The 12,762-nt window shown below is 70.1% G+C and carries 13 protein-coding genes; 5 read left to right on the top strand and 8 right to left on the bottom strand.

Features of this window, described 5'->3' with window-relative positions; genetic code table 11:
* Window positions 1-28 precede the first annotated feature (28 nt).
* Window positions 29-1,510: a fatty acid desaturase gene (locus FHS23_RS09225; RefSeq protein ID WP_183651693.1), complete on the bottom strand. Its 1,482-nt coding sequence runs from the start codon at window positions 1,508-1,510 to the stop codon at window positions 29-31.
* A gap of 194 nt (window positions 1,511-1,704) precedes the next feature.
* Here FHS23_RS09225 and FHS23_RS23155 point away from each other — a divergent pair, with 194 nt between their 5' ends.
* Both FHS23_RS23155 and FHS23_RS09220 read left to right on the top strand, forming a co-directional pair.
* The gene (locus tag FHS23_RS23155) at window positions 1,705-1,869 is read left to right on the top strand and encodes an LLM class flavin-dependent oxidoreductase (RefSeq protein WP_246381906.1); all 165 of its coding nucleotides are present in this window, start codon (window positions 1,705-1,707) and stop codon (window positions 1,867-1,869) included.
* Window positions 1,830-2,885 carry an LLM class flavin-dependent oxidoreductase gene (locus FHS23_RS09220; RefSeq protein ID WP_343053778.1) on the top strand — a complete coding sequence of 352 codons (1,056 nt, stop codon included), beginning with the start codon at window positions 1,830-1,832 and terminating at the stop codon, window positions 2,883-2,885. The genes FHS23_RS23155 and FHS23_RS09220 overlap by 40 nt, the downstream gene beginning before the upstream one ends.
* A gap of 98 nt (window positions 2,886-2,983) precedes the next feature.
* Here FHS23_RS09220 and FHS23_RS09215 read toward each other — a convergent pair whose 3' ends face one another.
* A complete protein-coding gene (locus tag FHS23_RS09215; RefSeq protein WP_183651690.1) occupies window positions 2,984-4,102 on the bottom strand; it encodes an NADH:flavin oxidoreductase in 1,119 nt (372 codons plus the stop codon).
* A 200-nt stretch (window positions 4,103-4,302) separates the two neighbouring features.
* Here FHS23_RS09215 and FHS23_RS09210 point away from each other — a divergent pair, with 200 nt between their 5' ends.
* Window positions 4,303-4,764 carry an RrF2 family transcriptional regulator gene (locus tag FHS23_RS09210; protein WP_343053777.1) on the top strand — a complete coding sequence of 154 codons (462 nt, stop codon included), beginning with the start codon at window positions 4,303-4,305 and terminating at the stop codon, window positions 4,762-4,764.
* Between the two features lie 126 nt (window positions 4,765-4,890).
* Here FHS23_RS09210 and FHS23_RS09205 read toward each other — a convergent pair whose 3' ends face one another.
* The 6 genes from FHS23_RS09205 to FHS23_RS09180 all read right to left on the bottom strand — a co-directional run bounded on the left by FHS23_RS09205 (window position 4,891) and on the right by FHS23_RS09180 (window position 10,467).
* Window positions 4,891-5,649 carry a class I SAM-dependent methyltransferase gene (locus tag FHS23_RS09205; protein WP_221219371.1) on the bottom strand — a complete coding sequence of 253 codons (759 nt, stop codon included), beginning with the start codon at window positions 5,647-5,649 and terminating at the stop codon, window positions 4,891-4,893.
* A gap of 491 nt (window positions 5,650-6,140) precedes the next feature.
* A complete protein-coding gene (locus tag FHS23_RS09200; protein WP_183651678.1) occupies window positions 6,141-6,776 on the bottom strand; it encodes an alpha/beta hydrolase in 636 nt (211 codons plus the stop codon).
* Entirely contained in the window at window positions 6,773-7,282 is a 510-nt protein-coding gene (locus FHS23_RS09195; RefSeq protein WP_183651675.1) for a flavin reductase family protein, read from the bottom strand. The genes FHS23_RS09200 and FHS23_RS09195 overlap by 4 nt, the downstream gene beginning before the upstream one ends.
* Complete coding sequence (locus FHS23_RS09190; RefSeq protein ID WP_183651673.1) at window positions 7,282-8,460, bottom strand: acyl-CoA dehydrogenase family protein; 1,179 nt, start codon at window positions 8,458-8,460, stop codon at window positions 7,282-7,284. Before FHS23_RS09190 ends, FHS23_RS09195 begins: the two co-directional genes overlap by 1 nt.
* Entirely contained in the window at window positions 8,457-9,479 is a 1,023-nt protein-coding gene (locus tag FHS23_RS09185) for an alpha/beta fold hydrolase (protein ID WP_221219310.1), read from the bottom strand. The genes FHS23_RS09190 and FHS23_RS09185 overlap by 4 nt, the downstream gene beginning before the upstream one ends.
* Before the next feature lie 34 nt (window positions 9,480-9,513).
* Window positions 9,514-10,467: a VOC family protein gene (locus FHS23_RS09180; RefSeq protein ID WP_183651670.1), complete on the bottom strand. Its 954-nt coding sequence runs from the start codon at window positions 10,465-10,467 to the stop codon at window positions 9,514-9,516.
* Window positions 10,468-10,681: 214 nt separating this feature from the next.
* Here FHS23_RS09180 and FHS23_RS09175 point away from each other — a divergent pair, with 214 nt between their 5' ends.
* Window positions 10,682-11,710 (top strand): AraC-like ligand-binding domain-containing protein, encoded by a 1,029-nt coding sequence (locus FHS23_RS09175; RefSeq protein WP_183651667.1) that lies wholly within the window; start codon window positions 10,682-10,684, stop codon window positions 11,708-11,710.
* A 30-nt stretch (window positions 11,711-11,740) separates the two neighbouring features.
* Window positions 11,741-12,667 carry a helix-turn-helix domain-containing protein gene (locus FHS23_RS09170; protein ID WP_183651664.1) on the top strand — a complete coding sequence of 309 codons (927 nt, stop codon included), beginning with the start codon at window positions 11,741-11,743 and terminating at the stop codon, window positions 12,665-12,667.
* Window positions 12,668-12,762 lie beyond the last annotated feature (95 nt).

The following is a 12,762-nucleotide window of genomic DNA, read 5'->3' as shown; positions in this document are numbered from 1 at the left end:
CGGGGCGCCCGGCGCGCCACGAGTCGGCTCACGCACCGACCCTTCCGGGAGCGACGAAGTCGATCTTCTCGCGCACGCCGCAATCGGGGCAGCACCACGAGTCCGGGATCGCCGACCAGGGAGTACCCGCGGGGAACCCCTCCCGCGGATCGCCGGTCCTCTCGTCGTAGACGTAGCCGCAGCCCGGGCACATCCCGCCCTCGGTGGCACTACCGTCAACGCCGGCGGCCACGGCCTCGGTCGCCGACTCCCCGCCGGTGTCCTCCCCGGCGGTGTCGTGGGTGGCGGTGTCGTGCGTGGCGGTGTCCGGCTCAGCGGTGTGCTGTTCGCCTGCGCGGCCGTACCGTGCGAGGATCTTCGCTCGCTTGTTCGGCTGGATGTTGGCGCGGGTGATGTCACCGTCGAAATGGGCGAGCACGCGCGGGTCCATCACGCGCCGCCACAGCGGCGGAATCAGCGCGAGCACGATCATGCCGGCGTATCCGGTGGGCAGCACCGGCGATTCCGAGTAGTCCCGCAACGTCTGGTAACGACGGACCGGATTCGCGTGGTGGTCGCTGTGTCGCTGCAGGTGATACAGCAGGACGTTCGTCGCGATGTTGTTGGAGTTCCAGCTGTGGCTCGGGTCGACGCGCTCGTAGCGACGGCGCTCCGGGGTTCCCCGCTTCTGCCGCAGCATGCCGTAGTGCTCCATGTAGTTCACGACCTCGAGCAGCGAGAACCCGACCACCGCCTGGATCAGCAGGTACGGCAGCACGCCGATCCCGAGCCATGCGACCATCACCGCCCACAGCACGGCGGACATGAGCCACGCGTTGAGCACGTCGTTGCCGATACGGTACGGGTGCCGGTCGCGGCGCGCGTACCGCTTGCGCTCGAGCCGCCACGCCGACCGCAGTGAGCCTACGACGGTCCGCGGCCAGAATCGGTAGAAGCTCTCCCCCACCCGGCTGCTCGCCGGGTCCTCGGGCGTGGCCACGCGCACGTGGTGGCCCCGGTTGTGCTCGATGTAGAAGTGGCCGTAGAAGCTCTGCGCGAGCGCGATCTTCGACAGCCACCGTTCGTGGCTCTCCTTCTTGTGGCCCAGTTCGTGGGCGGTGTTGATGCCGATACCGCCCACGCACCCGACGGTGATCGCCAGACCCACCTTGTCCACCACGGACAGATCGCCGCGCGCGATCAGCCACAGCGCGACGGCGAATCCCGCGTACTGGACGGGTAGGAACGCGTACGTGACCCAGCGGTAGTACCGGTCGTTCTCGAGCCGTTCGATGGCGTCGTCCGGCGGGTTGCTCCGATCCAGCCCGGCCACCAGGTCGAGCAGCGGGACGACTACCAGGATCACGATCGGTCCGATCCACAGCCACACGCCCCAGCCGGTCGCCGCGTGCAGGCCGATCGCGACGAACACCAGTGACGGCACGACCAGGCCGATCAACCACAGGTACCGCTTGCGGTCGGTCCATTCCTCCGTCGAGCCGGCGGGCACCGTTGCCGTCGCGTCGCTCATCGCATGCCTCCTCGATCTGATTTACAGAATCGTAGAGTTTGTCAAGTCGTCTGGACAAGGGGTTGCCTTGTGTACATCACCCGAACGGGGCGGGCTGTGAGCCGGGGTGTCGAATATCTGGACAGTCACGGGAAGGTGGTCCGGCTTAGGTTCGGAAGGATCCCCACGAGCACCACGAGCTCAAGGAGAGCCCCATGGACCGACTGCGTTTCGGCACCTTTCTCGCCCCGTTCCACCCCGCGGGCGAGAACCCGACGCTGGCACTGCAGCGCGACCTCGAGCTCGTCGAACACCTGGACGCGTGCGGGTACGACGAGGCGTGGATCGGTGTGAGCACCACTCGGCGGGCACCGAGTTGATCGCGTCACCGGAGATCTTCATGGCCGCGGCCGCGGAGCGGACGCGGCGGATCAGACTGGGCACCGGCGTGACGTCGATCGCCTATCACAATCCGCTGTGGGTGGCCGAGCGCATGGTGCTGCTCGACCACCTGACGCGCGGGCGGACGATGCTCGGCTGCGGCCCCGGCTCGCTGCCGTCGGACTCGATGATGCTGGGCCTCACGCCGACGGACACACGTGAACTGATGGAGGTCGATCTCGACATCATCATGCGGCTGTTGCGGGGTGAGGCCGTCACCGAACAGACCCGGACGCACAACCTCGTCGACGCGCGGCTGCACCTGCGGCCGTACACCGAGCCGTGTTTCGACATCGCCATCGCCGCGGTGGCCTCTCCGACGGGACCGCGGCTGGCCGGCCGCCACGGCGCCGGGCTGCTGTCGATCGGGGCGACGATGACGCAGGACGGCTTCGACGCGCTCGCCCACCACTGGGGCGTCGTCGAGGAGCGGGCGGCGCACTACGGTCAGACGGTGTCGCGCCGGGACTGGCGACTCGTCGGCCTGATGCACGTGGCCGAGACACGTGAGCAGGCCTATCGCGACGTCGAGTACGGCATCGAGGCGTGGTTCGACTACTTCCAGAAGACGGCCGCGTTCCCGCAGATGGCCGTCGAAGGCAGCCGTCTCCGGGAGATGATCGACTTCATCAACGAGGCGGGGGTCGGCGCCATTGGCACCGTGGACGACGCCCGCGCCCAGGTGCAGCGGTTGTGGGATCAGTCCGGCGGGTTCGGCTGCATGCTGCTGCTCGCCCACGAATGGGCCAACCCCGCCGCGACGAAGCGCTCCTACGAGCTCATCGCGCAACACGTGATGCCGCACTTCCAGGGCGGGGCCGTCTCACACGCGGACCAGACGCTCGCCGCGAAGCAGCGCGCCCGCAGCACACGGGAGGACTACGCCGCCGCGCAGCTGCAGGCGGTGGCGACCATGACGGAGCGCTACGAGAAGGAGAAGACCGAGCAGTCGTGACGGCCGTCCGGCCCGCGACCACGAGTCGCGGTCACGGGCCCGGGTGCGCAGGCATCAGTGCAGTGTCCGGACGGAGTCAGTGCAGGGTTCGCACAGAGTCAGTGCAGGGTCCGGACGGAGTCCTTCGTGAAGGGGACGAGCTCGGATTCGCGGCCGGTGAGCACCTTGCGTGCCCACTCCGGGTCCGCGAGCAACGCCCGGCCGACCGCCACCAGGTCGAACTCGTCGCGTTCGAAACGTTCGAGCAGTCCCTCGATGCTCTGCACACCCGCACCCGAACCCTGGAACGTCTCCGGGCCGAACACCGCGTCGAGTCCGACGGAACCGACCGTGACGACCGGCTTGCCCGTGACCTTGCGGGCCCAGCCGCCGATGTTCAACGTCGAGTCGTGGTCGGGGAACTCCGGCTCCCAGTAGCGCCGGCCCGACGCGTGGAAGGCCGTCACGCCGGCCGACGCGATCGGGCCGAGCACCTCCTGCAGTTCGTCCGGCGTCGTCGCGAGCTTCGCGTCATAGTTGTCGGCCTTCCACTGCGAGAAGCGGAACAACACCGGGAAGTCGGGTGACACGCGCTCGCGCACGGCGCGCACGATGTCTGCGGCGAACCGCGTCCGCGACGCCGCGTCACCGCCGTAGGCATCTGTGCGGCGGTTGGTCCGCTCCCAGAGGAACTGGTCGATCAGGTACCCGTGGGCGCCGTGGAGCTCGACGCCGTCGAACCCGATCCGCTCTGCCTGCGCCGCGGCTTCGGCGAACGCCTCGACGATCCGGTCGATGTCGGCCGAGGTGAGCGCCTCGCCCGCGCCCTCGGTGCCGTCGAGCGCCACACCGGACGGCCCCACCGACGGCGCCTCCGGGTACGGCGGCTTCCCGGCCACCCGCTGGATGCCCACGTGCCACAACTGCGGCATGATCGTGCCGCCCTCGGCGTGCACCGCCCCGACGACGCGCCGCCAGCCTTCGAGGGAGTCCTCACCGTGGAACCGCGGCGCCTTCCCGATGTCACCCGCGGACGGGTGGTCGACGTACGTGCCCTCGGTGATGATCAGGCCCGTGCCCGCGGCGGCACGCCTGCCGTAGTAGGCCGCGACGTCGTCACCGGGAACGCCGTGGGGCGAGAACGCCCGGGTCATCGGTGCCATGACGATCCGGTTCGGCAGCTCCGCCGAGCCCAGGGTGAACGGGCGGGCGAGGGCCTGTGCGGCGCGTGTGGACATGCTGCTCCTACAACGTTTCGACATACTGCACTGTCGGGACCGGCGGCACCGTCGGCACGGGCACCGCGTACCGAACCCGGGATGAAAACTGCTCCTGACAAACGTACATATCCACACCGAAACTGTAACTGTGTCGAATACCATTGGATGTCCGGGAATGCCGCGCCGCCGGTATCCTGGAGCTGCGACGCGGAAGGGCGGTGAACGAGCACGTGCTGGACATCCGATTCTCGAGCGCGCTGAAGGCGATGCTCTACCTCGCCGCCACCGCGGAGCAGGACCCCGCCGACCCACCGACGTCGAGCTCGGCGCAGCTCGCGGACATCCTGGCGACCAACCCGAGCCTGGTCCGCAAACTCCTCGTGCCGCTCGTCCACGGCGGACTGGTCGAATCGACGAAGGGACGCACCGGCGGCGCCAGACTCGCCCGTCCCGCACACGAGATCACGCTCGCCGAGATCTACCGGTGTTCCGTCGGAGACAAGCCGTTGTGGGCGTGCCGCCCCGACACCGCGTCCTGCGAGGCGACGGCGAACACCGAGGAGTTCTTCAGCAGGCTCAACGCCGACACCGAACAGGCCGTCCTCGGAGTACTGGGCGGGCGCACCCTGGCCGACAGTCTCGCCGAGGTGCGAGCCCTCGGCGAGACGGCACCGCGCTGAGCGCCGCCGACGTCCGCACCACCCACGACGCCGTCCCGGCGCGGCGGGCCACACCGGTGCGCCGCGCGCGGGCCGTCGAGACCCCCGGCCACGACGAGTCCCGACTCCGGGCCGCGAACCTGCTGATCAGCCGGTGATACGGACGACCACCTGCCGGTTGGCGTAGGTGTAGGCCTCATACGTGAACGAGGTGCCCGTGCGCTCCACGTATTCCTGCCAGGCCTTGTGCTCGTGCTCCTGCCAGCCCGGGTAGTTGAAGTACTCGTCGAAGGCGACGATGCTGCCGGGGCGCAGCCGAGGACCGACGAGATCGAGCACCGTCTTCGCGGAGCTGTAGAGGTCACTGTCGATGTGCAGGAAGTCCACCGGCCCCGGGTGCTGATCGAGGAACTCCGGCAAGGTGTCCTCGAACCAGCCGACGACCAGTTCCGCGCCGGGCACGTCCGGCAGATCCTCGCGCGCGAAGGTCCCCGCCTGAATCCCGACGAGCCACGGTTCGGGCAGGCCCTGGAACGAGTCGAAGCCGAAGACCTGCTCGTCGTCACGGACCGACGTGATCAGGCGGAGCGTGTTGCCGGTGGCCACCCCGAACTCGAGCGCGAGCCCACCGGTCGGCGCGAGCGACAGCGCGTGCCGCAGCGTCTCGGCGGGCGTGCGGAAATGCTCCGCCCCGATCATGTTCTCCCGGGCGAAATGGTGGCTTTCCAGCGCCGCTTCCTGATCGCCCGCGTACACCGTGTCGCGCCGCGACCGGATCTCGAACTCCACGACCCGGTCCAGCACCCGCTTCACGTCCTTGCGGAGGGCCGCCACCTCGCCTTCGAGCCGTTCGACGTCGCGTGAGCGACCCCTGTCCCGCACCGCACGGTAGGCGCCCCTGGCCAGCTGCTCCGCCTTGTGACGCTTCTTCTCGAGCACGGTGTCGATACCTCCTGCGCGGTGAGATGTGGCCGTATTGGGACTGGTGACCGTCTTGGGCACGAATGGCCGCCTTTGGCGCTGTGCCACGGAATCGGCCGTTCCGGCCGCCGATGACGTTGTTGTCACGAGTTGATTACGACGTGGCCGGGGTCACGGTAACCCCCGGCGATCTCCACCCGTGCACGGGGCGGCCGGGCGCGCCGCGGCCTGTGGTCGTGGCGAACCCGCGGCGGGCTCACCACGGGAAACGCACCGGCTCCACCGCTGCGAGCCGGTCGACGGCCGCGCCCCGCGGACACCGGAGCACCCCCGACACCGCGCCCCGTCCTCGAGTACCTCACCCGATCGTGCGGCTAACGACCCACGCGACCGGCGTCGGCACGACACGCGAGACGTCCCCGGCTGCCATGGATCCGCGGCAGCCGGGGACGGTCACGATCGTCGTCCCGAGGCGGTCATCCCGACGACACACGCGCGGCCGTGGCGGTGAGCAGCTCGGTGGCCATCCGGCACGCCTCGTCGGTGATGACGTGCTCGTCGCCCGGGGCGATCCGGTGATCGACGTCCGCACCCGCCCCGCGCAGCAGTGCAGTCGTCGCCTCGACCCGCTCGCGCGGCACCCACGGATCGTGCTCGACGCTCCGGACCACGGTGGGGACGTCGTGCAGCGAGCCCGCCTCCGGCCTCGGTGGCTCGGTACCGATGTATCCACCGGTGAACACCACGAGGCCCGCCACCGGGCGTGGCGCGGTGAGGATCAGCTGCGACATCAGGCACGCGCCCTGCGAGAAGCCCCAGAGCACGATCCGCCGCGCGTCGAACCCGGCCCGCGCGACCCGCCCGAACGCGTCCTCGAGCACCTGCAACGACCGACCGAGCGCCGGTTCGTTCCGATCCGCCGGTTCGAGGAACGACAGCGGATACCAGGTGTTGCCCTCGGCCTCCGGGGCGAAGAACCGCACCGGGGCCGGTCCGAACCGCTCCGAGGTCGCCCGCATGAAGGCCGGGTCCTGGCCGCGACCGTGCACCGTCAGGACGGCCAACTCGGCCCGTTCGGCCGGCACGCCCCATTCCTGCAGCGGCGAGCTCATGCGGTCACCGCCCGCTCGTCGAGCGCGTACCAGGTGCGGTCCCGGTACACGAGCGGCGCGTCGGCCGCGGCGCCCGGCCCGACCTCCTCGACCTCGACCACGACGAGTGTCGAGCCGCCCGCCGTCAGCCCGTCGGCGATCCGCCCCCGCAGCCACGTCCCCACGGACGACAGCACGGGTTCGCCGGTGGGCAGCCGGTGCCACCGGCACGGCGGTGCGAACCGGTCGATGCCGCCCGTGGCGAACCGCTTCGCCAGGTCGACCTGCCCGGCATCGAGCAGGTGGACGACGACGTTGCCCGCCGCCTCGATGCGCGGTGCCGCCGACGAGCGGGCCGACAACGAGAACGCCAGCAGAGCGGGCCGTGCGCTGAGGGAGATGACCGACGTCGCCGTCAGCCCGGCGGGTCCCGCGCCGTCGTCGGCCGTGATGATGGCCACCCCGGCCGGATGCGTGCGGAACGCGGCCGCGAAGCGATCGGCCAGGGCGTCGTCGCACTCGGTCATCACTGCGCCTCCTGCAGCTCCAGGAACACCCACTGTGCGTTCGGCGCCAGGCCGCTGAGCAGTTTGCCGCAGTTCTGCAACACCACCGGACCGGACGTGACGTGCTGCGTGCCCGCGTGCAGATCGCGGAAGAACCGCTGCAGGGCGCCGCGCCGCAGCGCCGCGGTGGCAGCCCACTTGTAGACGGTCTGCCCCACCGCGTGCACCGACCACGTCGTGTTGTTCAGCATCAGCCGCGTGATCGTCTCCTGCTCCGTGTCGAGCGGCTCGCCGGCGTCCAATGTGGCCTCGTTGGCCTCCCAGACGTCCATCGCCCAGGCTCGTGCCGACCGCAGCTTCGCCTCGGCCTCGGCGTACTCGGCGTAGAACTGCCGGGTATCCACCGACGCGTTCGGAGCGCCGGTTTTCTTGGCCGCCAGGGCCTTCATCTCGTCGAGCATCCGCCTGCCGACGCCGAGCGCCCACCCCGTGTGGCAGATACCGGACATGTTGGCGAGCCCCATGCGGTAGATCGCCCCACCGTGCAGTGTGGTGGTCGTCGCGATGTCGTAGACGTGGCTCTCCGGAACGAACAGGTCCTCGCACACGTAGTCGTGGCTGCTCGTGCCCCGCAGTCCCATGACATCCCAGTTGTCGACGACCGTCGCCTGATCCTTGGGGAGGGTGAAGATCAACGCCTCACCGGTCTCCTCGCACAGCGCGGCGGTGTGGATGTGGGTCGCCATCGAGATCCCCGATGCGAAGTGCCAGTGCCCGCTGATGCGATACCCGCCGTCGGTCTTGACCGCGGTCCCGAGTTTCGTGCCCTGCCCTGCGATCAGCGCGTACCTGTCCTCGGCCGTGTCGGGGAACAGGTCCGCCACGGCGTCCGGCCCCAGGTAGGCGGCCGTCGTCCCGGTCACCATCTGCAACGCCATGAACGCCCACCCCGCCGAGGCGTCGGCGTAGGACACCTTCGCGATCGTGTCGATCACCTGGCGCGGCGAGAACTCGTAGCCGCCGAGTTCGCGCGGGATGCCGACCTTGAAGATCCCGCTCTCCCACAGTGCCTTCGCGGCCTCGTCGGACAACCGGCCCAGTTCCTCACCCTGGTCGGCGTTCTCCTCCAGGACCGGTGTGATGGTGTCGAGGCGCTCCATGAGCGCGTCGAAGTGGTCACTGACGTACAGCTCGTTCATGATGTCCGTCCTCGGGTCGGTGCCGCGGCCGTCGCATGCGGCTCGACGGCGCTCAGAATCCAATCGATGACCGGCTTGACGGTCTCGTCCGAGTTGGCCTCGAAGATCAGTCCGTGGCCGTTGCCGGTGATGCCGTGGTCGGGCAGGTGCACCCGCCGGGCGTCGGCGCCCGCGCCGGCCAGGAAGTCCGCGACCTGCGGCGCGAAGTCGGCGAACGCCGAGGCACCGCCGGTCACCACCGCGACCGGCGTGTCCGCCAGCCCCGGGATGCGCCGTCCCTGCACCTCCTCCGGAGTCGTCGCGGGCGGGTCGCATGCGATCTCCGCGCTCGTGAGTCCCCACATGAGCGTGCCCATGCCGGGAATCTCCGCGAAAGGCGGCCCGACCGGTTCGACGGCGACGATCGCCGCCGTGCTCCCCGGCCGCGCGGCCGCGGCGAGCCAGCCGACCGGACCGCCCGCCGAGTGCGTCACGAGCACCGCCTCGCCGATGATGTCGAGCAGTGTGGCGAGCCGCTCCGCGTCCAACCGTTGCGACTCGGCGAGGTCCGCGGGCAGCGGACCCATCGGACTCAGGAGCTGATCGACGTCGTCGGAGCCGATCTCCCTCGCGAACGTCCACTGTGTCTGGTGCTCCCGCACCGCGTCGGGCAGGAACAGGGCCGTGGCGGCCTCGTACGGGAACTGCGCGCCCATCGGCCCGACCACGTCCGGGTGGTACGGCGACCTCCCGTGCCCGCAGCGGTCGACGATGTAGACCGCGAAGCCCGCCTCGACGAAACGCGTGGCCCACCCCGGCCTGCCGTCGGGAGTGCCCGTCCAGTCGGTGCCCTGTCCGCCGCCGCCGTGCACGAGTACGAGCGGCACGGCGTGCGCGCCCTCCGGCGGCGCCTCCCACGACACGAACATCGGGGCGCGCTGCACGGTTCCGTGTTCGGCCGCGACCCGCTCGCCGGGGATCCAGAACTGTCCGCGGCGGACGGTCAGCTCGTGGCCGCCCGCCACATGCGGTGCCGTCATGTCCGTCACCTCACGCTTGTCCGGGGGGCCACGGTCAGATGTCGATCGGCTCGAGCCTGCCCAACAACTCGTCGCGGCGGTGTTCGAACTGTTCGGGCAGCTGGAACCGGCTGCCCAGCTCGTGCGGCGACTCGTCGCAGGTCCACCCGCCGTCGGAGTGGGTGACGGCGAGCTCGAACAGTGCCCCGCTCGGCGTCCGGACGTAGACGCTCTTGAAGTACTTGCGGTCCTTGAGCTCGGAGATGTCGGTGTAGCCACGGCCTTCGATACCGAACTTCACCGCGTCCTGGTTGTCGAGCGTGTCGAGATTCCAGGCGAAGTGGTGGTACGTGCCGGCACCGTAACCCCACGTTCCCTGATCGTCGCTGCGGTTGACCGTGATCTCGAGGTGGTTGCCGTGCTTCGCGTCGCCGATCTGCATCCCGAGCACCGCGCCCTCCTCGGCGAGCCCGCCGGTGGCGAAGAAGGACTCGCCTGCGAACTCGACCATGCGGTCCGGTGTGGCCATGTGCACGCCCACACCGTGGATGCCGTGGATCGCGTACTCCTGCGGCACGCCGTAGCCGGGATGGCCGATCCGCTCGTCGCCACTGTTGCCGACGAACACGTACTCGATGCCCGACGGGTGCCGGAAGGCGAGCCTGCGCTTGCCGAACCGTTCGACGTTCGCCACCTCGATGTCGTGGGCGGTGAGCCGGTCGTACCAGAAGTCCAGCGAGTGGTCCGGCACCGACAGCAGCACCTCACGCGCCTGGTTGGTGCCGCGCTTGCCGTAGAACCCGGCCTGGGCCCACGGGAACGTCGTCACCACGCTCGACGGATCGCCGGCGGCGTTCGAGTAGTACAGGTGGTAGACGGGCAGCGAGCCGTCAAACAGCACGGTGCGCTTGATGAAGCGCATCCCGAGGACCTTGACGTGAAAATCGACGTCTTCCTGGGCGTCGGCCACGGAGAGCGTCACGTGGTGCGACCCTGTCACGTATGTCATCGATGGCTCCTCCACACTGAGAAATCCGCTGAGCCGAACTGTAGGAACGCCCGCCCAGCGGTGTGTGACGCGAGAGCGCACGACGATGTCGAACCCGCGCACCACCTCTCACCTGCGCCGGACCGCCCACCCGCCGCAGGTCATGGTGTGCGGGACGGCCGCTGGGTACCGTCGCCCGAACGACGTGCAGTCGCCAGCTGTGGAGATGACAACGATGTCACTTACGTCGCTGACCGAGCGATTCACCGTGACCGGACCGTCGCCCCGCCCGGTCACGTTCCCGTCCTGGAAGGACGCCGTCCGGCGCAGCGTGTTCCGCTTCGAGTTCGACTGCGCCCGGCCCGAACGGTTCACCGGCACGGTCCGCGAGCGGTACCTGCACGGGGTCAGCTTCATCGACATGACCTCGGGCCCACACGCCGCCTACCGCGACCACCGCACTATCAGCGAGGACGACACCGGGTTCTACGTGCTCACCCTGCAGCTGCAAGGGCGGATCCGCATCGAGCAGGACGACCGGACAGCGGCGCTCGAACCCGGCCTGTTCGCCCTCTACGACTCCAGCAGGCCCGCAGTCCTCACCGTCGGTGAGGACTACCGGTCGACGTGTATCCGGTTCCCGAAGACGGCGATCGCCTCGCACCACGGCGACCGCCTCGCCGAGCTCACCGCACGGCCGATGGCGTGCGACCCCGGACTCAACGACGCCGTGTGGAGCACGATCCTGGGCGTCAACCGCAACCTCGAATCGCTCGGCGTCCACGGGCACACGACCGTGCACTCGCTGATGACCCTGGTCGGCACCATGCTGCTGGGCGAACTCGGCACCCACGCTCCCCCGAACAAGCGGGAGGAGGAGCAGCTCGAACGCGTCCTCGACCACATCGACGCGCACCTGTCCGACTCCGACCTGGACCCGGGGCGGATCGCGGCGGCCCACTTCCTGTCCCCGCGTTCGCTGCACGCGCTCTTCGAACGAACCGGCACCACGGTCGCGCGGTACATCCGGCAGCGGCGCATCGAGCGCTGCCGGCTCGACCTCGCCGACCCCGCGCTCGCACAGGTGCCCGCATCGGCGATCGGCGCGCGCTGGGGTTTCGGCGGGCCGTCGCACTTCGGACAGGTGTTCAAGCGCGAGACCGGCCTGACGCCCGCGCAGTTCCGCAGGAACGCGCTGGCGGACGCCGCCGTCACCGAACGAGTGGCCGCTCCCCCACGCCCGACCCCGCCTCGCCACCCGTGAACGGAGGACACCCGTGAACGGAGGACGCCCGTGACCGTGCCCTGCCCGACCCGCTTCCACACCGGCGACGTGCCCGAAGCCCGCAGGCTGGCCGCGTGGGAGGACCACAACGTGCGCTCGCTCCTCGGACTCCGCGCCCACCCGCCGGGCGACACGCCGTTCGTCGGGACCGAACTGAACCTCACACTCACCCGGTTGCAACTGGCAAAGGTCACCGGGTCCCCGCACGTCGTCGAACGCGCCCCCGCGCAGATCGCCGCCTGTCCCGGGGACGGGGTCGTCGTCTACCTCGCGTTGGCGGGCCAAGGGTGGTTCGAGCACCGCGACGGCCGCGAGCTGCTGTCGCCGGGACAGGCGCTCGTGTGCGATGCCGACCGGCCGTTCCGCCGGGGATTCACACGCGGGCTGACCGAGCTCGTCGTCAAGGCGCCCCGCGACGTGCTGCACGAGACGACCGGCCGCTCAGGACTCACGCGACCGCGGATCATCGGCGCCCGCTCCCCGTACGGCGACGCCCTCGGCTCGCTCGTCGCCACCGCACTCCACGGCACGGGCGAACGGGCGGCACTCGAGGCGGACGTACTCGCATTGCTCCCGGCACTCGTGGGTGCACAGCCCGCCGCGGCCGGTCACCTCGCCGCGGCGCGTGCGGTCATCTCCCGCCACCTGGCCGACCCCGAGCTGTCCGCCGGCCGGATCGCCCGGGCGGTCGGCGTGTCCGAGCGGCAACTCTCCCGGGTGTTCGCCGAGACGGGCCACAGCGTGCCGCAGGCCGTGCTCGCCGCCCGCCTCGACGCCGCACGCGCCGTCGTCACCGACCCCGCCGCACGAGCCGAGACGCTCGCCGAGGTCGCCGCACGCCACGGGTTCGGCTCGCAGGCGCACTTCTCCCGCAGCTATCGGGCGCGTTTCGGCACGACGCCGCTCCGCGATCGCCGCGACGCCTGCGCGCGTTGACACCGCTCCCGGCTTTTTGCTCGTTTCCGCCATCCCGGCCCGCGACCGCCCTTCCCTCCCAGGGCAGGTGGCACCGTGTCGGCCACGTTCCGGCG

The sequence above is a fragment of the Prauserella isguenensis genome (assembly GCF_014191605.1).
Lineage (GTDB): Bacteria > Actinomycetota > Actinomycetes > Mycobacteriales > Pseudonocardiaceae > Prauserella > Prauserella isguenensis.
Note: the sequence above shows the minus strand (reverse complement) of the source record. Positions and strands in the feature narration are given on the sequence as shown.

What these genes read in the sequence shown, in the direction of transcription:
- FHS23_RS23155 (WP_246381906.1), top strand. Translation starts at nt 1,705, where the DNA reads ATGGACCGACTGCGTTTCGGCACCTTTCTCGCCCCGTTCCACCCCGCG.
- FHS23_RS09215 (WP_183651690.1), bottom strand. Translation starts at nt 4,102, where the DNA reads ATGTCCACACGCGCCGCACAGGCCCTCGCCCGCCCGTTCACCCTGGGC.
- FHS23_RS09225 (WP_183651693.1), bottom strand. Translation starts at nt 1,510, where the DNA reads ATGAGCGACGCGACGGCAACGGTGCCCGCCGGCTCGACGGAGGAATGG.
- FHS23_RS09190 (WP_183651673.1), bottom strand. Translation starts at nt 8,460, where the DNA reads ATGAACGAGCTGTACGTCAGTGACCACTTCGACGCGCTCATGGAGCGC.
- FHS23_RS09175 (WP_183651667.1), top strand. Translation starts at nt 10,682, where the DNA reads ATGTCACTTACGTCGCTGACCGAGCGATTCACCGTGACCGGACCGTCG.
- FHS23_RS09185 (WP_221219310.1), bottom strand. Translation starts at nt 9,479, where the DNA reads ATGACGGCACCGCATGTGGCGGGCGGCCACGAGCTGACCGTCCGCCGC.
- FHS23_RS09180 (WP_183651670.1), bottom strand. Translation starts at nt 10,467, where the DNA reads ATGACATACGTGACAGGGTCGCACCACGTGACGCTCTCCGTGGCCGAC.
- FHS23_RS09195 (WP_183651675.1), bottom strand. Translation starts at nt 7,282, where the DNA reads ATGACCGAGTGCGACGACGCCCTGGCCGATCGCTTCGCGGCCGCGTTC.
- FHS23_RS09200 (WP_183651678.1), bottom strand. Translation starts at nt 6,776, where the DNA reads ATGAGCTCGCCGCTGCAGGAATGGGGCGTGCCGGCCGAACGGGCCGAG.